The organism is Flavobacterium sp. MR2016-29, assembly GCF_015350695.1.
GTDB lineage: Bacteria > Bacteroidota > Bacteroidia > Flavobacteriales > Flavobacteriaceae > Flavobacterium.
This window is the reverse complement of the sequence record NZ_JADKPU010000001.1, coordinates 1,066,085-1,087,741: the sequence shown is the minus strand read 5'-3', so window position 1 is coordinate 1,087,741 and position 21,657 is coordinate 1,066,085. Positions and strand designations below refer to the sequence as shown.

19 protein-coding genes are annotated in these 21,657 nt (G+C 32.5%); 6 read left to right on the top strand and 13 right to left on the bottom strand.

The genetic code is table 11. From position 1 onward, the window contains the following. Positions 1-25: 25 nt before the first annotated feature. The 7 genes from IR010_RS04910 to IR010_RS04880 form a co-directional block, all read right to left on the bottom strand. Entirely contained in the window at positions 26-745 is a 720-nt protein-coding gene (locus IR010_RS04910; protein ID WP_029268894.1) for a DUF4197 domain-containing protein, read from the bottom strand. Between the two features lie 154 nt (positions 746-899). Continuing rightward, positions 900-1,460, bottom strand: a complete 561-nt coding sequence (locus tag IR010_RS04905; RefSeq protein ID WP_194602062.1) for a hypothetical protein — start codon at positions 1,458-1,460, stop codon at positions 900-902. Between the two features lie 41 nt (positions 1,461-1,501). Next, positions 1,502-2,119, bottom strand: coding sequence for a hypothetical protein (locus tag IR010_RS04900; RefSeq protein ID WP_194567066.1), 618 nt, complete (start codon positions 2,117-2,119; stop codon positions 1,502-1,504). Positions 2,120-2,200: 81 nt separating this feature from the next. Beyond that, complete coding sequence (locus IR010_RS04895) at positions 2,201-2,620, bottom strand: cytochrome c oxidase assembly factor Coa1 family protein (protein WP_194602059.1); 420 nt, start codon at positions 2,618-2,620, stop codon at positions 2,201-2,203. Positions 2,621-2,805: 185 nt separating this feature from the next. After that, positions 2,806-3,693, bottom strand: a complete 888-nt coding sequence (locus IR010_RS04890; protein ID WP_194602056.1) for a hypothetical protein — start codon at positions 3,691-3,693, stop codon at positions 2,806-2,808. Between the two features lie 139 nt (positions 3,694-3,832). Beyond that, positions 3,833-4,186, bottom strand: a complete 354-nt coding sequence (locus IR010_RS04885) for a hypothetical protein (RefSeq protein WP_194602053.1) — start codon at positions 4,184-4,186, stop codon at positions 3,833-3,835. Positions 4,187-4,369: 183 nt separating this feature from the next. Beyond that, entirely contained in the window at positions 4,370-5,944 is a 1,575-nt protein-coding gene (locus tag IR010_RS04880; RefSeq protein ID WP_194602050.1) for a L,D-transpeptidase family protein, read from the bottom strand. A gap of 294 nt (positions 5,945-6,238) precedes the next feature. Here IR010_RS04880 and IR010_RS04875 point away from each other — a divergent pair, with 294 nt between their 5' ends. Further along, a complete protein-coding gene (locus IR010_RS04875; RefSeq protein ID WP_194602048.1) occupies positions 6,239-9,679 on the top strand; it encodes a methylmalonyl-CoA mutase family protein in 3,441 nt (1,146 codons plus the stop codon). 73 nt (positions 9,680-9,752) lie between these two features. On the opposite strand, the gene IR010_RS04870 is transcribed toward IR010_RS04875, so the two are convergent. From IR010_RS04870 to IR010_RS04855, 4 genes are all read right to left on the bottom strand, one after another. Then, positions 9,753-10,139: a hypothetical protein gene (locus IR010_RS04870; RefSeq protein ID WP_029268904.1), complete on the bottom strand. Its 387-nt coding sequence runs from the start codon at positions 10,137-10,139 to the stop codon at positions 9,753-9,755. A 382-nt stretch (positions 10,140-10,521) separates the two neighbouring features. Then, positions 10,522-10,929, bottom strand: a complete 408-nt coding sequence (locus IR010_RS04865) for a T9SS type A sorting domain-containing protein (RefSeq protein ID WP_194602046.1) — start codon at positions 10,927-10,929, stop codon at positions 10,522-10,524. 353 nt (positions 10,930-11,282) lie between these two features. Further along, positions 11,283-11,687, bottom strand: a complete 405-nt coding sequence (locus IR010_RS04860; protein ID WP_194602043.1) for a T9SS type A sorting domain-containing protein — start codon at positions 11,685-11,687, stop codon at positions 11,283-11,285. A gap of 389 nt (positions 11,688-12,076) precedes the next feature. Beyond that, positions 12,077-12,481 carry a T9SS type A sorting domain-containing protein gene (locus IR010_RS04855; protein WP_029268911.1) on the bottom strand — a complete coding sequence of 135 codons (405 nt, stop codon included), beginning with the start codon at positions 12,479-12,481 and terminating at the stop codon, positions 12,077-12,079. Positions 12,482-12,931: 450 nt separating this feature from the next. Here IR010_RS04855 and IR010_RS04850 point away from each other — a divergent pair, with 450 nt between their 5' ends. From IR010_RS04850 to IR010_RS04840, 3 genes are all read left to right on the top strand, one after another. After that, positions 12,932-13,804 (top strand): AraC family transcriptional regulator, encoded by an 873-nt coding sequence (locus tag IR010_RS04850; RefSeq protein ID WP_194567054.1) that lies wholly within the window; start codon positions 12,932-12,934, stop codon positions 13,802-13,804. 142 nt (positions 13,805-13,946) lie between these two features. Beyond that, positions 13,947-14,816 carry an alpha/beta hydrolase gene (locus IR010_RS04845; RefSeq protein WP_194602040.1) on the top strand — a complete coding sequence of 290 codons (870 nt, stop codon included), beginning with the start codon at positions 13,947-13,949 and terminating at the stop codon, positions 14,814-14,816. A gap of 98 nt (positions 14,817-14,914) precedes the next feature. Then, positions 14,915-15,421: a hypothetical protein gene (locus IR010_RS04840; RefSeq protein WP_228515089.1), complete on the top strand. Its 507-nt coding sequence runs from the start codon at positions 14,915-14,917 to the stop codon at positions 15,419-15,421. Between the two features lie 70 nt (positions 15,422-15,491). Here the strand turns inward: IR010_RS04840 and IR010_RS04835 are convergent, their stop codons facing one another. Together IR010_RS04835 and IR010_RS04830 are read right to left on the bottom strand one after the other, a co-directional pair. After that, positions 15,492-16,466, bottom strand: coding sequence for a TerC family protein (locus tag IR010_RS04835; protein WP_194602034.1), 975 nt, complete (start codon positions 16,464-16,466; stop codon positions 15,492-15,494). Between the two features lie 313 nt (positions 16,467-16,779). Next, positions 16,780-17,793 carry a glutamine synthetase beta-grasp domain-containing protein gene (locus IR010_RS04830; protein WP_029268921.1) on the bottom strand — a complete coding sequence of 338 codons (1,014 nt, stop codon included), beginning with the start codon at positions 17,791-17,793 and terminating at the stop codon, positions 16,780-16,782. Positions 17,794-18,221: 428 nt separating this feature from the next. Here IR010_RS04830 and IR010_RS04825 point away from each other — a divergent pair, with 428 nt between their 5' ends. Both IR010_RS04825 and IR010_RS04820 read left to right on the top strand, forming a co-directional pair. Continuing rightward, positions 18,222-20,411 carry a glutamine synthetase III gene (locus IR010_RS04825; RefSeq protein ID WP_029268923.1) on the top strand — a complete coding sequence of 730 codons (2,190 nt, stop codon included), beginning with the start codon at positions 18,222-18,224 and terminating at the stop codon, positions 20,409-20,411. A 392-nt stretch (positions 20,412-20,803) separates the two neighbouring features. Then, entirely contained in the window at positions 20,804-21,652 is an 849-nt protein-coding gene (locus IR010_RS04820) for a hypothetical protein (protein ID WP_029268924.1), read from the top strand. Positions 21,653-21,657 lie beyond the last annotated feature (5 nt).

Here is a 21,657-nt window from a genome sequence, read left to right as displayed (position 1 = left end):
TTTGCGCCTCTGAGCCTTAAAAAAACTATTTTCCGTCCTGCATTGCAAACACACTTTTCAATAAAGGCGTTGTTCTTGCACTGATATTATTACGGATTTCTTTTTCTTCTACAGCAATCATTTTAAAAACGCCAGATAAAGCTTGTGTTGTTGTATAATCAGTCAAATCTGGATTTACTTTTTTTACTAGCGGAATAGTGTTGTATTTATTGATGATTTTTGTCCAAACCACATCAGCACCAACTTTTTCAAAAGAGCTTTTAATTACCGGATTAAATTTTCCGTATAAAGCGGTAGTCGTACTTCCTTGTAAGTAACTTGTTGCAGCGCTGTCATTTCCTAGTAAGATGTTTTTAGCATCAGTAAACGACATATTTTTAACCGCCGATACGAAAATTGGAGTAGCTTCTTTCACTGCGTCTTCTGCAGCACGGTTCATCATTTTAATTCCTTCATCCGCAAGCGAACTAAGACCAACTTTTCTTAAAGTAGCGTCTACTTTTTGCAATTCAGCAGGCAATAGAATTTTTACAGCTTCATTTTTATAAAAACCATCAACAGCAGTCAGTTTGCTTACTTGTTGTGTAATTCCTTTATTTAGAGCTTCTTTAAGTCCCGCAGCAATGTCTACGCCGCCAATTCCGGGAAGCTGTGAAGATATTTGAGGCAATTGATTTAGCGTTTGTTGTACCTGAGCACATGAACTAAGAGAAAATACAAGAACTAAAATTAAAATGTTTTTCATTATTGGGGTTTTTATGAGTTTCAAAAATACTACTTATTCAAAAACAAAGCCACAATTTTATTGTAGCACAGAAACATTTGTGTGATAATTAACAAATTTTATAAAAAGGTGGCAACTTAGTAACTTCTTGTTTTAATTTTTATAGATAATAAAGTCAAGGCCAATACATTCTTTCGTTATAATTCCAATAAGTTTTACTAGCAATATAAGTTGCCTGAAAGGTATTTATTGGAGATTTATTGGCATCAAATAATTCAATTCTGATGATTTTTTCATTGGTATCATCTTTCATATCAATATTGCCTTCAGCATCATCGATCAATTTTTTTTTCTTTAGGTATTCTTCGTTTTTATCAATTATAAATTTTGTTACAGCTTCATTTGCAGCTTCTCTTTCACCAGATAACTTTCCGTTGATATCAAACGTTTCTATTTTTTCCAGATAGCCATTTTTATAAGAAAATAATTGAAAAGCAATAGCGCCATGAAGCATTTGAATTTTGTGTTTTAATACCCGAAAACGGAGCACTTGTTTTTTCGGATTTGTATATTCGATAGATCCATTTCCTTTTTTATCAACATTATTAAATAAAACTCTATTTGGTTTTGAAAATGATACAACTCTATTAGTATAAATGTGATATTGAGTATCAGACTGCGCTAACAGCAACATACTTTGAAAAAAAGTGAGGTATAAAATTAATAGTGATTTCATTTAATCGTTTTTTGCAGATGGATAAGAAAGCTGAACAGCACTTAATAAAAGCTCCCTTGAATATTTTCTCTGTCAGTTTGTTTGATTTCAGTTTCTGAAAAAGAATAAGTAGATTTTTCAGTCCATTTCCAATTGCTTCCTTGATTTAAATCTACGCCCATAGCAGTATAAATAATCGTAATGCTGTTTTTGCTGGTTGCCATTTTAAGTGCAATAAATCGATCCTGAGTTTTTGCTGCAGCTTCAGTTTTGTTGCAATATTGAAGGCTTTCAATCACTTTCTGATCTCCTTTAAACCATTCTTTTAAAAAAGATAAGTGTTTCTCAGAACATTGGTATCCCAAATTAAGTGCAGAAAGCAATTTGCATTTTAAATTACTTTCATCTGCCTTTTTATCTCCATCCCAATAACATTCACTGCCTACAGAAGTTGCGATATAGCCTAACGCTGCACGCTGTTGATCGGTTGCGTTTTTGAGGTAATTTTCGTTTAATTGAAGGGCATTATTTTCATCTAACCAAAGTATTTTAATATAATCCGGAATTGTGACAGCCGCGGTATTATTATTTACGGTTCCTGATTTTTTATTTTTTAAGGTTTGAGAAAATAAAGTATTGGTGCATATAAAGATTAGAAAAAAAAGCAGGCGTATATTCATGTTATCTGGAGATTAATTGGAGACAAAAGTAATTCTTTTATGATCTAAAACAGATTAGGTCTGATTAAATTGACGTGAAATTTATTTCTGCAATAAATCAATTTCTTCATCTGTATCTTCAAGATAAACAGACATTTCCTCGTATTTCCATTTTCCTCTTTTGTTGGCCACTACAAATAAGGTTCCTTTTCCTTTAGAACCTTTGATCGGAATCTGCAAATCGCAATTTCCGGTATCGTTGCTCACGTTAATACTTCCGGAAACCATTCCGTCAGTTTCAATCGGCTTTCCTAGTTTTTCGATTACCAGTTTATTGCGCTGTGCTTCATTCATGGCACCTTTATAAGCATCAGAATCTTTCATCATCGATGTAACTCCGAAAAATATTCCGGCTATAAATAATCCAAAAAGTACTAAAAGGCCTAAACATCCTGTTGGTACAAACCATTTCCAGTTTCTGTCCCACCAGTTTTTTCTAACTTCGTTGTAATTGTCTTCCATAAAAGGTAATTTTAGATTTGGGGTTAAACGTCAGGAAGATAGCAGTAATCTTTCAAATCTAAAAATACTTCTTAGGATTTTTTTATAATATATTTTAAAGAACTTTTATAAATTCATAAATTACTTAAACAAAAAAAATCACCTCATAAATTTATAAGATGATTTTTAAATTTTATTAGTATTTTTTATCGATTACTAAAAGCAATTTCTTCTAAAGCTTTTGGGTTACTAATTGCTTTGATAACCTCTTGTTTTCTCGTAGTATCAAAGTATGTAGTTCCTGTTGCTAAAATTAATTTTTTTGGTATTATTGGCTTCTTGTCAAAAATTGTAGCATATAGTAAAACTGTCTGCATAAAACCACCATCGTTTATAAGATGAAGGGTATGTTTACCATATCGTAGATTGTCTTTATCTTCAACTAAATACTTGTAACCATTTTTACCTTCATAAGCATCTTTAACAGCATCGCCAACTCTTAATAAACCTGCATTTTTTATAAACCCCATCACTGAAATGGCATTTTTGCGCAGTTCATTATGGTATTGCATATAATCCGGATTTGTATAGGATTCGGGTGATATTCCCTGATAAATATAAACGGCCACATCCGGACTATTTTTATGTATTTTTTCTACAATCAATTTTACATTCGCTTTGTATTTATCAATTTCAGATAAGGCTACAGGAGTTGATTCCTGAATAACTACATAGTCATAATAATTTCCATCTTTATCGATATTAGAAAATTTTTGATTAGCCTCTGTTTTGTTAGTATCATAAACTTTTTCAAGTGAAACTCCCATGGTTAATAGCTGATCTATATTCATTGGTTGATTGTTTGCATTGCAAAATTCTTCAAACAATACTGGCGCGCTCACAAAATATTCTATTTGGCTGTTTCCTATAAATAATATACGTGGAGTTCCTTGTGCTTTTGGGGTTTTAGGTCTAGTAAAAGCTTCTCCGTTTTGGGTTGATTTATCATTTGAAACTAAATTGCCTAAATCAGTCTTGTTGCAAGATGAGAACATAGCTGTTGCAATACTAAAAAGTAAAATGTATTTTTTCATATGATTTTAAGTAAAAAAAGATTTGGAATTTTTTTTATAAAATTTTGGCAAATCTCTTTTTATACAATCACTATTATAGCTTTGATACGTTTTTAAAATAGTAGTTTAAGACAATAAAAACGAATGGTATTGGTTGCCTCTAAGCATATTTTAAATAATGCAAATCAGGATTGTAAATAGGATTATCACGATCTAATTCGTCTAAAATAATTTGTGTATAATCTGTGCCTCCTTTTATTAAATAAAACAAAGATTTAAGAGTATAAATTGGCCCTGAAGGAAAAAAGCGCCAGCCAATTGCCAAATTTTTAAAGAAATGTTTTAAACCATATTTAAACGTATTTTCTTCAGGACGAACAAAATAAATGTTAGAGCATTTAAATTTTTTAAATAGGTTTGATATAGTATTTGGAAAAATTACAAATCTTCCCCCTTGCTGGATTAATACATTTATCTCAAATAGTGTTAATCCTTCGATATTATTTGTTTTCATAATCTTCTTTTTGAATATAAAAGAGTGGTAAATTATTTTGCAAAGGTCAACTAATATGTAAAGGATTTTTGCTTATAAAAGTTTTAAAACTAATAAGTTAGGGTTTTTTATGGTATGTAAATAAAAAAAAATCGGAAAATCAAATAAATGAATTTCCGATTCTGTATTTTTTTATTTTCTAAATTAATTTGATGAAACAGATTCTGAGGATAAAATAGTATTTAATTCATTGTCTTTTTCATAAACATCTTGAAAGAAACCAATTTCACCATTTTCATTTACCATTGAAGTAAAATACGAAATGAAGATTGGAACTTTTTTAGCTAATTTAAAACTGCTTTCTGTTTTGCCGGCCATAGCTTTATCAATTTTCTCCTGAGTCCATTCAGGATAATCTTTAAGCATTGCAACAGCTAATTCTTTTGCTAATTTCACATTAACACAACCATGACTGAAAGTTCTTTTTTCAAAATCGAATAAAGTCTTAGACGGTGTGTCATGCATGTAAATATCATCTGGATTCGGAAACATAAATTTTACTAGTCCCAAAGAGTTGTCTGGACCTGGTTTTTGTCTTACCTGACCTTTTACAATTTCCATATTATGATCGGCAAGATAATTTTTATCAGCAGCCATTTTAGATTTTAATTCGTTTTCTACTATGCTTTGAGGCACAGTCCAATAAGGGCTGAAAACAATTCGGTCAATTTCACTATTAAAAATGGTTGTTTTAGTAAGAGGAGAACCAACAAAAACACTAGATCTTAATTGTACTTTTCCGTTTTTAACATAAACCAATTCATAAGAAGGAACGTTTACTAAAACATACTCATCACTATTTGCAATTTGAGTGGCAATAGCTCGACATCTTTCCATATTAAGTTTAAGCGTCTCCACTTTATCGGCAAGAGGCACATTCATTTCTTTAATATGTTCTTCTGCAAGAATATAATTGGGTTTAAATCCGTTACGAACTTTATATTTCATTACAGCATCCATCAATTCACGATCATATACGTTGCTTTTAGAATCATTTTTTAAATCTCCTAATAAATACAAACGAGTTCTAACTTGGGCAATAGTGCTAGAAACAGCATCTGGTCGTAAATCTTTATAAGGTGTTTCTTCTGGAACTATTGGTTTCCATTTATTTGATCGCTCTAATTTTTTGTATTTATTTAAAAAGTCTTGTAATTTGTAATATTGATCGTATTCTACTTTAACATTATCGGTTTTTGAAGCAGTTGCTTCTTCGATCGTGCTGTAGTTAAAGAAATCATTCAACAAATCATTGTATGACAATTTTTTCTTAGCTTCTGCATTACTTTTATTGATATACAATACATATAATGAGCTTAAAAGCATATCAGCATCTGTTTTGGAAAGTTTTGTTTCTGACGAAGAGTCAAACAGCTGATCGATTTCGTTTTGATAAGGAATAACCAAATCGTCTGTTTTTTTTGCTTTTTCATACAAAACAGCTCCAAACTCATTAACATTATCTTCATCAAGCCAAATAGATCCTAAAGTTCTATTTTTATACAAAGACATGACATCAGATTTGTATTTTTTTAAATCCGAATATCTTTTGAAGAAATCATTTGAAATTTCTTCAGCGTCATTAGGATCTGAAGTGTTGTGTTTGGTTGTAAAAGTTGAAGTTTTTTTATATGAATGAATATCGTTTTCAGTTGTATTAAATGACAATACAAAAAAACTCAAACCTAAAATTACGGTGATTGGATATAGTGTTTTCATTTTGTAAATTTTTACGTTTATACTTTTAGGTTATGAAAGTTTTGGTAAAAATTTGGGGCTTTTCTACACTGCTAAATTACTTTACGGGTCTGGAAAACAAGTTGTTGGATTTTATTTTAATTTTTCAAAATTGCCATGTCGACGTGGTCTATATACAATAAATACGATATCGATTGAAATTGTTACCCATTACAATAAACATCATTTCATTTTTTTGTTAACATAACGCCATAAGGATGAACAAATATTAAAATATTTTGTAAATTGCTCCCTTAAAATTATCATATTCATAAAATGGAACAGCAAATACCATATATTCCTAAAAATAAAGTAAGAATTGTCACCGCAGCATCTCTTTTTGACGGACACGATGCAGCTATAAACATTATGCGTCGTATTATTCAGTCAACAGGAGTTGAAGTAATTCATCTTGGTCACGACCGAAGTGTAGAAGAAGTGGTGAATACCGCCATCCAAGAAGATGCAAATGCAATTGCTATGACATCATATCAAGGTGGGCACAACGAATACTTTAAATATATGTATGATTTGCTTCATGAAAAAGGAGCAGGGCATATTAAGATTTTTGGCGGCGGTGGCGGTGTTATTCTGCCAAGCGAAATTTCAGAATTGCATGAATATGGAATTACCAGAATTTATTCTCCAGATGATGGCCGTTCTTTAGGCCTGCAAGGAATGATAAACGATTTGGTTGAACGTTCCGATTATCCAATTGGAGATAAACTAAATGGAGAAATTGACCATATCGAAAATAAAATTCCAACAGCAATTGCGAGATTAATTTCTGCAGCGGAGAATTTTCCAGAAATAGCAAAACCAGTTTTTGATCAGATTCATACCAATAATACGGATTCTAAAATTCCAGTTCTGGGAATTACAGGAACGGGCGGGGCAGGAAAATCGTCTTTAGTTGATGAATTGGTTCGCCGTTTTTTAATTGATTTTCCAGAAAAAACAATCGGATTAATTTCTGTCGATCCTTCTAAAAGAAAAACTGGAGGAGCACTTTTAGGAGACAGAATCCGCATGAATGCGATTAATAATCCACGAGTTTATATGCGTTCGCTCGCAACGCGTCAGTCGAATTTGGCTTTGTCTAAATATGTTGCTGAAGCGATTCAGGTTCTAAAAGCAGCAAAATACGATTTGATTATTTTGGAAACTTCGGGAATTGGGCAATCAGATACCGAGATTATGGATCATTCTGATGTATCCTTATATGTAATGACACCTGAATTTGGTGCCGCAACGCAATTAGAGAAAATTGACATGCTTGATTTTGCAGATTTAGTGGCATTGAATAAATTCGATAAAAGAGGCGCTTTAGACGCCATTCGTGACGTTAAAAAACAATACCAGCGCAATCATAATCTTTGGGATAAAAATCCAGATGAAATGCCAGTTTTTGGAACTATTGCCTCTCAGTTTAACGATCCAGGAATGAATACGCTTTACAAAGCAATTATGGATAAAATTGTCGAAAAAACAGATTCAAACCTGAATTCGACTTTTGAAATCACGCGTGAAATGAGCGAAAAAATCTTCGTGATTCCACCGCACAGAACACGTTATTTATCTGAAATCGCTGAGAATAATAGAAGTTATGATGAAAGTGCACTTTCGCAGCAAAAAGTAGCGCAGAAGCTATACGGAATCTTTAAAACAATAGAATCGGTTTCTGGAAAATTGCCACAGATTAATAAAGCAGGAATTGATGATTCGACTGTTTTGCCAACTGGAATTCAGGAACATGATGAAAACAGAATCTTTTTAAATCTTTTACTGAATCAGTTCGATAAGGTGAAAATGGATTTAGATCCGTACAATTGGGAAATTATCCTGAATTGGGATGAAAAAGTAAATAAATACAAAAATCCAGTTTACAGCTTTAAAGTTCGTGATAAGGAAATCAAGATTGCAACACATACCGAAAGTTTATCGCACTTACAGATTCCTAAAATTGCTTTGCCAAAGTACGAAGCTTGGGGCGATATTTTGCGTTGGAATTTACAAGAAAATGTTCCGGGAGAATTTCCGTTTGCTTCAGGATTATATCCTTTTAAACGTGAAGGCGAAGATCCGTCAAGAATGTTTGCGGGCGAGGGCGGACCAGAAAGAACCAATAAACGTTTTCATTATGTAAGTGCAGGATTGCCTGCAAAACGACTTTCAACAGCTTTTGACAGTGTAACTTTATACGGAAATGATCCAGATTTGCGTCCGGATATTTACGGCAAAATTGGAAATGCAGGAGTTTCAATCTGTTGTTTAGATGATGCAAAAAAACTGTATTCAGGTTTCGATCTGGTTCATGCTTTGACATCCGTAAGTATGACCATTAACGGACCAGCGCCAATGTTGTTAGGTTTCTTTATGAATGCCGCAATCGATCAGCAATGTGAGTACTATATTAAGGAGAACGAATTAGAAAAAGAAGTTGAAATAAAAATCAACAAAATATACAAAGACAAAGGTTTAGAAAGACCGAAATACCAAGGCGATTTGCCAGAAGGAAATAATGGTTTGGGTTTGATGCTTTTGGGGGTCACCGGAGATGAAGTTTTGCCTGTAGAAGTTTATAATGAAATAAAAGCCAAAACATTATCTCAAGTTAGAGGAACAGTTCAGGCTGATATTTTAAAAGAAGATCAGGCACAAAATACTTGTATTTTCTCAACCGAATTTGCACTTCGATTAATGGGAGACGTTCAGGAATATTTTATTACTAAAAATGTTCGTAATTTCTATTCAGTTTCGATTTCAGGATATCATATTGCTGAGGCAGGAGCGAACCCAATTACGCAGTTGGCTTTTACGCTTTCTAATGGTTTCACTTACGTGGAATATTATTTGAGCCGCGGTATGAGCATCAATGATTTTGGACCAAATTTATCATTCTTCTTTTCGAATGGAGTAGATCCTGAATATTCAGTTATCGGACGTGTGGCACGCAAGATTTGGGCGAAAGCCATGAAAAACAAATACGGAGCCAACGAAAGAGCACAGATGCTGAAATATCATATTCAAACTTCTGGACGTTCGTTACATGCGCAGGAAATTGATTTTAATGATATTAGAACCACTTTGCAGGCTTTGTATGCGATTTACGACAACTGTAATTCACTGCATACTAATGCTTATGATGAAGCAATTACAACACCAACAGAAGAGTCTGTACGTCGTGCCATGGCGATTCAGTTGATTATCAATAAAGAATTAGGTTTAGCCAAAAACGAAAACCCAATTCAAGGTTCGTTTATCATCGAAGAATTGACTGATTTAGTTGAAGCAGCAGTTTTGCAAGAATTCGATAGAATTACTGAAAGAGGAGGAGTTTTAGGTGCAATGGAAACGATGTACCAAAGATCTAAAATTCAGGAAGAAAGTTTGTATTACGAAACCTTAAAACACAACGGCGATTTTCCAATTGTAGGTGTAAATACTTTTTTGAGTTCGAAAGGTTCTCCGACGGTAATTCCGGCAGAAGTAATTCGCGCCACCGAAGAAGAAAAACAATATCAGATTACGATGCTGGATAACTTGCATCAATTTCACGAAGCAAAAGTAAACGAGCATTTAAACAAACTACAGGAAGCGGCAATTAAAAACGAAAACTTATTCGACCATTTAATGGAAGCGACAAAGGTTTGTTCTTTGGGTCAGATTACTTCGGCATTGTTTGAAGTTGGCGGGCAGTATAGAAGGAATATGTAGAATTTTAATAAAGAATAAAAAAAAGCAGCTCCTGGAAAGAGCTGCTTTTTAACTTTTCGGGCAAAAAGAGTGATTAACGGCGGAATCCAGGACTTTCGTTCACTGATTCGTCTAACTTAATTGCTTTTGATTTTTTAGCTGCAACAGTAATCTCATGTTTTACAACTTTATCATTCGCTTTTACTTCTAAGAAATAAGTTCCGGCTGGAAAACCTTCTAAACTTATTGTTTTTGAAATCTCTAATTTGTCTGAAGCAGAATCGCCTTTGTAAACCAAATTATTGTTTTCATCATAGATAGAGAAAATTGATGTTTCAATAGTGTCTAAAGTAAAACTAACTACTTTTCCATTTCCGGTTTTTATGTTTAAAACATAATCCCCTTTTTTCTCAATTGCGTAAGTAAAGATTGTTGTTAATAAGACGGCAACAACTAAGCCCATTTTTGTAAATTTTGTCATGTTTTTTTAAATTGTTTTTAATTGTTAATTACTCTAAATAGTGGAACGGTAAAACTACAAAAGAAATTTAATTTTTGGCAATAAAATGTCATTTTTAGGTTGATAAGTTGCTGAATTAAAGATGATTCTGTCTTTTTACTACACTATGTACGTAAAAACTTAAATCTTGGATGTTTATTTTTGCTTTTTTTTAAAAGTTTATTAATCAGCCTTTTAAAATTATTAAGAATAGTTCTCCAGAAATAAATTTAGCGTCAATTTTATTTCAGTTTGAAACAAAAAAAACAGCTCAATAACCACAAAGAGCTGTTTCTAAAACAATCACGTTTTTAACTTTACTAACTATCTAACCTCATTTATACTTTATGAGAGTATAACTTTTTTAGCGTACTGCTACGCCTGTATTTTTAGCAGTATAACCTGCTTTATAAACTGATGAAATTGCTTTAGATGATAAAACCGAAGCATCATCAGTAATTGTAATTTCGTGTCTTACTTTTTTTGTATTATCTTCAACTTCTAAGTAGTAAGTTCCTGCTGGAAACTCGGATAAACTGAAAGTTCTCAAAATTCCGTCTTTACCTGAAGCGCTTTCAGAATAAAGAAGATTACCATCTTTATCGTAAATAGCTAAATTGGCTTTTTTAACCTGATTTAGAGCAAACGTAATTAGTTTTCCATTTCCTTTAAGTACATGAACATTCAAATCTCCACTTCCTTCAATTGCAAAACTGTTCATTCCTGTAAAAAGTACTGCACATACTAAACTTAATTTTAAACTCTTTTTCATAGCATTAGTTTTTAAATTAATAGTTTTAATTCTCTTTCTCTAATGCTAAATTACTTCAGGAAAAGATTGTTTCGCACAACTCTATTTGCCAATTTCTATGCTATATTCTCATTTACGAAAGCGTTATAGGTTAAAGTTTGAATTATATTAATCGTTTTTGTTAAATTGATTATTATTTTTCAATGTTTTATTTGTTTGTGTATAAGGCTTCATGGCTAATATTCTTTCAGATTTTTATAGGCATAAAAAAAACAGCTCAATTACCACAGAGAGCTGTTCTTAAAAGGTTTAAAGTTTTAAAACTTACTAATGATCTAACCTCATTTTTTATACCTATATATAAGTATAACTTTTTAGCGCGCCGCTACGCTTGAATTTTTTTCAAAACCAGATTTGTAAACAGTAGCAACTGCTTTTGCAGATAAAACAGTGATACCGTTATTAATCGTAATTTCGTGCGTAACTTTTTTTGTATTGTCTTCAACTTCTAAATAGTAAGTTCCTTCTGGAAATTCTGCTAAATTAAAAGTTCTTAAAATTCCATCTTTACCTGAAGCATTTTCAGAATAAATTAGAGTTCCATCTTGTTCATAAATTGAAACACTTGCTTTTGTGATTCTATTAAGAGCAAACGTAATCACTTTCCCGTTACCTTTTAATACATGAACATTCAAATCTCCTTTTCCGCCAATTGCATAAGTGCTTATTCCACTGAAAAGCAATGCACATACTAAACTCGTTTTTATAATCTTTTTCATAGCATTAGTTTTTTTAATTAATAGGTCTAATTCTCTGATGCTAAATTAGTTATGATTTATTTGTATTTACACAACTCTATTTTCCAATTTCGATGCTGTATTCTCATTTACGAAACCGTTATAGGTTAATTTTTAAATTATATTTATCGTTTTTGTTAAATCAGTTATTATTTTTTAATGAATTATGGTATTTAAGTTTACAATAAGCTAATGTTTAGGTAATTATTGCAAGGATAAAAATTGAAGTGGTTAATGTTATTTTATCAGAAAAAATAAGACATAAAAAAAACAGCTCAATAACCACAAAGAGCTGTTTTGAAAAACTTTTCAGTTTTTAAACTTTACTAACTATCTAACCTCATTTTATACTGTATAAGAGTATAACTTTTTTAGCGTACTGCTACGCTTGTATTTTTTGCAGCTTTGTAAACTGATGAAATTGCTTTTGATGATAAAACAGAAGTGTTATCAGTAACTGTAATTTCGTGTCTTACTTTTTTCACGCTGTCTTCAACTTCTAATATATAAGTTCCTGCTGGAAATTCTTCAAAACTGAAAGTTCTTAAAATTCCGTCTTTTCCTGAAGCGTTTTCAGAATATAATAAGTTGCCATCTTTATCATAAATAGATAGGTTGGCTTTTTTTGTCTGGTTCAAGGCAAACGTAACAAGTTTTCCATTTGCATTTCCTTTCAATACATGAAGACCAAATTCTCCTTCACCATCGATTGCATAAGTACTCATTCCTGATAATAGTACTGCAGCTACTAAACTTAATTTTAAAATCTTTTTCATATTCCTTATGTTTTAAATTATTAGTTCTAATTCTCTGCTGCTAAATTACCTTAGTTATGTATTTTTTTTCACAACTCTATTTGCCAATTTATGTGCTATATTCTCATTTACGAAACCGTTATAGGTTAAAATTTGAATTATTTTAGGTGTTTTTGTTAATTCGGCTATTTATTTTCAATAAAATTCAAATATACACATTTTTTATAATCATCCAACATTCTTACAAAAATGCTGTATATTTATAAAAAGAACTTATTAAATACGATATATTAAAAAAATCATCGATAAAAATACGGGTCGTATAAAAAACGACTAAATATGATTGAATTCGATATTATTTCTAAATGTATTATTGTGCAATATTCGCAAGTACGAAACCGTTATAGGTTAAATTTTGAATTATATTAGGTATTTTTGTTAAATTTGCTATTATTATTTAAAGAATTTATCATGAAGACAATTGCCCCAGCTCTTGAAGTGATATCAAACTCATACGGAAGTTCTTTTACCTACACTAAACATGCCGAAAAGACCAACAGTAAAGCCCATTTGTGGCATTATCATCCAGAAATTGAGTTGGTTTATATAAATGGAGGTGCGGGAAAAAGACAAATAGGAAGCCATGTTTCTTATTATACAAACGGAGATTTGATTTTAATAGGCGCTAATTTGCCACATTGTGGATTTACAAATGAACAAACGGGTAATAAAAATGAAACCGTTATTCATATCAAACCTGAATTTTTAGGGAATGATTTTTTTATCGCTCCCGAAATGAAAAAGGTTCAAAATATTCTTAGTCAGTCAAAAGGCGGTATTGCTTTTAACGGTGAAACTAAGAAACAAATTGGCAAAAAAATCGAAATGATGGAACAACAGCTTCCGTTTGAGCGTTTGCTGACACTCTTGAGCATTTTAGATGAATTAGATTCTTCAGAAGATTATACGGTTTTGAACGCGGATGGTTTTTCGTTAGAATTGCAGACACAGGACAGCGATCGAATTAATGTGGTTTTTAATTATGTTAAAGATCATTTTCAGGAATCGATTGCTATTGATGAAGTGTCAAGTTTGGTAAGTATGACGACGCCTTCGTTTTGCCGATATTTTAAAAAAATCTCAAATAAAACCTTTACGGAGTTTGTAAACGAATATCGTTTGGTTCATGCATCAAAACTTTTGGCCGAAAAACCAATGAGCATAAATGAAGTCTGTTATGAAAGCGGTTTTAATAATTTTAGCCATTTTAGTAAATCATTCAAACAGTATACTGGTAAGAGCGCATCACAATACCGTCATGAACACAAGATTATTATTAGCTAGTGTTTGTTATTGAACACCGAATTTTTTCAAAACAAATAATCAAACAAAATACAAATCCGATTGGTGAAAAACTGGTCGGATTTTTCATATAATTTATTCGAAAAAGGTATATTTACAATCCCTAATCAGAAAAATTATAAAAATGAAAAACTTTAAAATTTTAGTGTTTACTGCTGTTTTGTTCATTTCATCCATGACATACGCAGCAAAAGTAGATACTTTGCAAGTTGCAAGTACAGCAATGGGCAAAACCTATAAAGCTGCCGTTGTATTGCCAAATTCTTATTCCAAGACAAAAACAGCTTATCCTGTACTGTATTTATTGCATGGTGCTTACGGACATTTTAGCGACTGGCTAAAAAATACCCCGAATAAAAAATTAGTTCAAGGATTATCAGATCAGTACAATATAATTATTGTAATGCCTGAAGGCGAGACTTTCAGTTTTTATTTGGACAGCCCCGTAAATAAAGAAAGTCAGTTTGAAACGTTTATTACGCAGGAAGTCATTCAGAAAGTCGATAAAACATACAGAACAATCAGCAACAAAAACGGAAGGGTAATTACCGGACTTTCGATGGGCGGGCATGGTGCACTTTATTTATCTGCGAAACATCCTGAATTGTTTTGCGCTGCCGGAAGCATGAGCGGTGCTGTAGACATGAGTACAATGCTAAATAGAGAATCTTCTGCCCAAGTAGTTAAATTAATGCAACCTGTATTTGGCGATAAAAGCGACAGCTCAGAAATGTATGCGCAATATGCCGTTATGGGAATGTTAGATAAAATAAAATCGAATAAACTGCCGCTAATTATAGATTGCGGTGTTGATGATTTTTTAATAGAACCAAATAGAGAATTACACCGAAGATTGGTCTATAATAAAGTAGAACACGATTATACCGAACGTCCTGGAGCACATACTTGGGATTATTGGGAAAACTCTCTGCCTTATCATGTGTTGTTTTTTAATAAAATCCTGCTTAAAAATCAGCAAGTTGCGAAAAAGTAGCTAAAAATTTTAACGATTTTACAGCTAAATATTTTTTTTGGTTTGATTTTTGGAATACCTTTATGTATAATCTAAAAACAAATAATAACACAAATACCATGAAAAAGATACTTACCCTTTTTGCAGTTGCAGGCCTTTTAGCCTTTTCGAGTTGTTCAGATGATAATAATGGTGATGGAGATACAATCAGCGAGGTTTTTGAAGTTTCCGGCGTTAACTTTACATCAGCCAACAGTTTCAGTACGTTGGTAGACTTAAATCCTTCTATATATGATTCAGACGTAATATTGGTTTACAGACTTTCTGCAGTAGACAACGGAAGAGACATTTGGAAATTACTTCCTGATACTTACTTTTTTGCTGACGGTACAAGAAATTTTAGTTATGAATTTGACTTTTCTCAAGATGACATTAACATTTTTATGGATGGTAATGACTTAGGAACAGTTGCAGCAGGATTTAGAACAAATCAAGTTTTTCGAATTGTAATTGTGCCAGGTGCATTCTCTACAACCGGAAAATCAGTTAAGCCAGATTATTCCGACTACAACGCTGTTATTGCAAAATATAATATTGATGACACCAATGTTAAAAAGCTAAACTAAATAAGTGAAGTAATAAAAAAAGGAAATCTTACGATTTCCTTTTTTTTATGAATATATGTTTCAAAGAATATTATTCTTCTCCTAAATCTGTATCTGTAAGTTCTTTTTCTTCTCCAAATTTTAATGAAACCAAGATTCCGACTAAAAGTGATAAAGCTATAAATCCTAATGAAGCCCATTCCGGAACGAGAATCCATTCATGAAGCAGCATTTTTAATCCAACAAAGGCTAAAATAGCAACTAAGCTGTATTCTAAATAACTGAATTTTGCCAGCATATTCGCTAGGAAAAAATACATAGAACGCAATCCTAAAATGGCAAATATATTAGAACTGAATACTAAAAATGGATCAGATGTAATGGCTAAAATTGCAGGAACGCTGTCTACAGCAAAAAGAACATCCATAACCTCAATTACAATTAAAGCTACGAATAATGGTGTTGCTGCTTTTCTTCCTTTTTCAGTTAAAATGAAAAATTTCTCATGATCCATTTCAGAAGTAATCGGAATAACCTTTCCTAATGTTTTGTATACAAAAGAGTTTTTCGGCTGAAAATCTTCATCTTCGCCAGAAAACAACATTTTAATTGCAGTAAATAATAAGAAACCACCAAATAAATAAGTTGTCCACGTAAATTTATTGATCAGCATAACGCCGAAGAAAATCATTAATCCACGGAAAATAACTGCACCTAAAATTCCCCAAAATAAAACACGGTGCTGGTATTTTTGAGGTATTTTGAAAGAAGCAAAAATAATAGCGATTACAAATATATTGTCGACACTTAAAGATAATTCGATTAAATAACCGGTGATAAACTTCATTGAAGCTACAGCAGGTTTCAGTTTATCTGGATTTGCAATATAATCTGTAGTATATAGCCAGTAAATTACTCCTGAAAATAAGAAGGATAAAGTAACCCAGATCAGAGTCCATTTGCTTGCCTCTTTGGTACTGATAATATGTGGATTTTTGTTAAAAACACCCAAATCTAAGGCAAGAATAAGTACTACAGCTAATAAAAATGAAATCCAGACAAACATAAGCTATTTTTTAAATGATTTACAAAGATAGGTTTTGAAGTTTAACTTAAAAACTAATTATTAGAAAATTACTTTCAAATTTTAGTTAAGATTTAAGTCTTTCAATCATCTTAAGTGAAGTCGAAATATTAGGCGTTTAAAAATTTTATTGCAATTTAGGATATTCGATCGGTTCAAGATCCTAAATCAGACAGGTTTTTAAACCTGTCGGGTTTGCTGTGCGGCAATTCGACTTCGCTCAGTGTGACAATAGAAACAAAAAAAAAGTGCCATCAATTAAGATGGCACTTTATAGTATAATTTGAACTATGAATTATAGCGCTGATTTTACAGTTTTGATAATTCTAGCAGCAATTTTGTATGGATCTCCGTTTGAAGCTGGTCTTCTGTCTTCTAACCAACCTTTCCAACCTCTTTGAACAGTCATTAAAGGAATTCTGATAGAACATCCTCTGTCTGAAACTCCGTAAGAGAAATCGTGTATAGATGCAGTTTCGTGTTTACCAGTTAAACGTTGGTCGTTGTAAGCTCCGTAAACTGCGATATGCTCAGCAGTAACAGGACGGAAAGCCTCGCAAATTCTTTCGTAAGTTGCTTGGTCTCCACATGTTCTTAAAACTTCGTTAGAGAAGTTAGCATGCATACCTGAACCATTCCAGTCTGTATCTCCTAGTGGTTTTGGGTGATATTCGATATAATAACCATATTTTTCAGTCAAACGATCTAATAAGTATCTAGCAACCCAGATTTCGTCTCCAGCTTTTTTAGCGCCTTTAGCGAATAATTGGAATTCCCATTGTCCGCAAGCAACCTCTTGGTTAATACCTTCAAAGTTAATTCCGGCAGCGATACATAAGTCAGCATGTTCTTCTACTAATTTTCTTCCGTGAGTGTTTTTTCCACCAACAGAGCAGTAGTACATACCTTGTGGAGCAGGATAACCTCCAACAGGGAAACCTAATGGCAATAAAGTTTTAGTATCCATGATGAAATATTCTTGTTCGAAACCAAACCAGAAATCACCATCATCATCAATAGTAGCTCTTCCGTTAGAAGCGTGTGGAGTTCCGTCAGCATACATAACTTCTGTCATTACTAAATATCCATTGATACGAGTTGGATCTGGATAAATAGCAACAGGCACTAAAAGACAGTCAGAAGAACCACCTTCAGCTTGTTTTGTTGACGAACCATCAAATGACCAATTTCCAAGTTCTTCTAATGTTCCTTTGAAATTTTCGTGCTCTTCAACTTTAGTTTTACTTCTAAGATTTTGAGTTGGTTCATATCCATCTAACCAAATGTACTCTAACTTAATTTTAGCCATAATAATATAAATTAATTTTTTTGTTTTTTTTTCGTTGGGTCAAATATAGATTTATTTTTTTAGTCCTAAAAATTAGGGGGCTATTTTGTTTAACGTTGTATTATTTTTTAGATAAGCGCAATTTTTAAAGGGGTATATTTTAAAAAAAGCAATTTTTAATACCTTTAAAAAATAAATTCGCAAAAATTAAAGCTCTTTTTTGAATTTCTGGGTTAAGAAATTATGAAAAAATGTTTATTTAATAGAGAATGCCTCTGGATTTTGTTATATTTCTTTATTTCTGTTTCATTATTCTTTGTAAAAGTCGGCTTCTATTGAAAAATCTTCGCATAAAAATCTAAAATTTATCCTTTAAAAAGGCACTTAAATTGTTTATATTTGTGCCTCTTTTTTTAGTGAAAATTATTACGAATTTTAAACTTATATACATGTCAACATTACGTTTCCAAGCTTTAAAAGAAGCTTCTACAAGAAAGCCAGTACATTTTGAAGAAATGGATAGAAAATCTAACATTTTTGGTTCAAATGTGTTTAATGAGAAAGCAATGAAGCAGTTTTTAACTTCTGATGCTTTAAAAGGAGTTAGAGATGCGATTCAGCACGGAACTAAAATAGACAGAAAACTGGCAGATTATATTGCTATGGGAATGAAAGAGTGGGCGTTATCAAAAGGTGTTACACATTACACGCACTGGTTTCAGCCTCTTACAGGAACAACGGCAGAAAAACACGACGCTTTTTTCGAAACTTCATACGACGGAAGCGATCCTGTAGAAAAATTTGGCGGAGCACAATTAGTACAGCAAGAACCAGATGCATCAAGTTTTCCTAACGGAGGAATCAGAAATACTTTTGAAGCTCGCGGTTATACAGCCTGGGATCCAACTTCTCCCGCATTTATTTACGGAACAACTTTATGTATTCCAACAGTTTTTATTGCTTATACAGGTGAAGCTTTGGATAATAAAATTCCGTTGTTAAGAGCTTTATCTGCCATGGATGAAGCTGCTACAGAAGTTTGTAAATATTTCGATAAAAACGTTAAAAAAGTAACGGCAACTCTAGGCTGGGAACAAGAATATTTTTTGATTGATAAAGCTTTGGCCAATTCTCGTCCAGACTTAATGATGACCGGAAGAACTTTATTAGGACATACTTCTGCAAAAGGGCAACAGCTTGACGATCATTATTTTGGGTCTATTCCGACGCGTGCTTTAACGTACATGAGAGATTTAGAACAAGAATGTATGTTATTGGGAATTCCTGTAAAAACACGTCATAATGAAGTAGCGCCAAATCAGTTTGAGCTTGCTCCAATTTTCGAAGAAACAAATCTTGCCGTAGATCACAATTCTTTATTAATGGATGTAATGCAGAGAGTGGCAGAGCGACATGATTTTAAAGTATTATTTCATGAAAAACCCTTTAAAGGTGTAAATGGTTCAGGAAAACACAATAATTGGTCGCTGGCAACAGATACTGGAGTTAACTTATTGAGTCCGAGCAAGACGCCAATGAGTAATTTACAGTTTTTGACCTTCTTTATTAATACAATAAAAGCAGTTAACGATTATGAAACTTTATTAAGAGCTTCTATCGCAACAGCAAGCAACGATCATAGATTAGGAGCAAATGAAGCACCGCCAGCTATTATTTCGGTATTTATTGGAGAACAGCTGACAAAAGTTTTAAGTGAATTAGAAAGCGTAACAACTGGAAAATTATCTCCAGAAGAAAAAACCGATTTAAAATTGAATGTTGTAGGGAAGATTCCAGACGTTCTTTTAGATAATACAGATAGAAACAGAACTTCGCCTTTTGCCTTTACAGGAAATAAATTTGAGTTTAGAGCTGTAGGTTCAAATGCAAACTGCTCGAATGCAATGACAACTCTTAATGCGATTGTAGCAAAACAATTAAAAGATTTTAAAATAGAAGTTGATAATTTAATCGACTCTAAAGACATGAAAAAAGATGATGCGATTTTTAATGTTTTAAGAGAATATATTAAACAATCTAAAAAAATTCTTTTTGAAGGAGACGGTTATAGTGAAGCTTGGGAAAAAGAAGCAGCTAAAAGAGGTTTAAGCAATTTTAAAACAACGCCTGAGGCAATTAAGGCCAAAGTTTCGAAACAAGCTCTTGATTTATTTGATGAATTAGGAATTCTAAATCATATCGAGGCGGAAGCGCGTTACGAAATTGAATTGGAAGAATACACTAAAAAAATTCAGATTGAAGGTCGAGTTTTAGGAGATATTTCTAGAAATCATGTTATTCCGACTGCAATTCGTTACCAAAACACTTTAATCGAAAATGTAAAGGGATTAAAAGAGATTTTTGGAAAAGAGTTTGAAACGATTGCAAAAGAACAAATTGTTTTGATTAAAGAAATTTCAGGCCACATTGAAGGAATCAATTCTAAAGTGTTGGCGATGACTAATGAAAGAAGAATTGCGAATCAATTGACTGATGCTCAAAAAATGGCCGAAGTGTATTGCAATAAAGTAAAACCGTATTTTGAAGATATTCGTAATCACTGCGATAAACTAGAATTATTAGTTGATGACGAAAGCTGGACATTGACTAAGTATAGAGAACTGTTGTTTACAAAGTAAATATTAATTAACAATCTGAAAAACCCATCGATAACCGATGGGTTTTTTTATCGTAATACTAAAATTTTGCAAAATAAATGGTATTTTAATAGAACTGAAGCCGTAAATGTAAAGAAATTGTAATAAGTAAGTAATTTCTTATTTATATTTTTAGCGCTTTTAGCAGTTCATCGAGATAGTTTTACAGTTCATCGAAAAGAGGTTAAGTTATTGAAAAATAGGTATTTCTACTTGATTTGTTTTTCGATAAGTTTTCTAATTTTGGTCATGAAGAAAGAAAATAAGCGTTCTGCTTTCCTTTTCAAATGACGATTTTGATGGCCTGATTTTCACCCCAAATCACACTGACCTACATAATAAGTTGTATTAATAACCAATTAAATATATCTATTATGAAAAAAGTAATTTTGAGCATCTCAGCGATGCTATTTGTCGGGGCTGCAGCAATTGCACAAGGAAACACTTCATCAGTAAATCAGGTAGGAAACTCTGATACTGGTATTGTAACTCAAAACGGAGGAACAAATGACGCTAAAATTGACCAATTAGGCAACACTAACAAATCTGAAGTTTATCAAGGGGTTCAACCGGGAATTTACAACGCTAAAAACAACATGGCTGACGTAAAACAAAAAGGAAATGGTAATACTGCTTTTGCTTCTCAAAGTAATCATGATAACAAAGCGTATCAAACACAAACAGGAGATTCAAATAAAGCAACAATCTGGCAAGATCAAATTGCTCCTCCAGTAACAGCATTAGGCGGATTTGATAAAGCAACTCAAGTACAAACCGGAAAAAACAACGAAGCTATTATTGACCAAGGTACTACTGGAAACGAAAAACCAACAGGCGCTCCTTTCAATGCGGCTCAATTAGCTGCAGTTAATGCTGTAAGTGTGCCATTTGCACCTCATAACACTAATGAAGCAACTCAAACTCAAAATGGAGATGGCAACTATGCTTATGCTACTCAGGGTGGTGTTAAAAATAAATCTTGGCAAACACAAAAAGCTCCTGCTGGGACTGCTGTAGCAGATGGTAACAAATCATACCACTATCAATATGGTGAAGAAAATAGCGCTACAACTTCACAAGATGGTACTAAATTAAAAGAAAGTACTTTACAAATTGGAAATAAAAATACTGCAACTGTAACTCAAACTGGTGCTTCTCATAGCAGTGTTGCGTTTTCAAACGGAAATTTAAATACAATTACTGTTACTCAATCAGGTATGTAATTTGA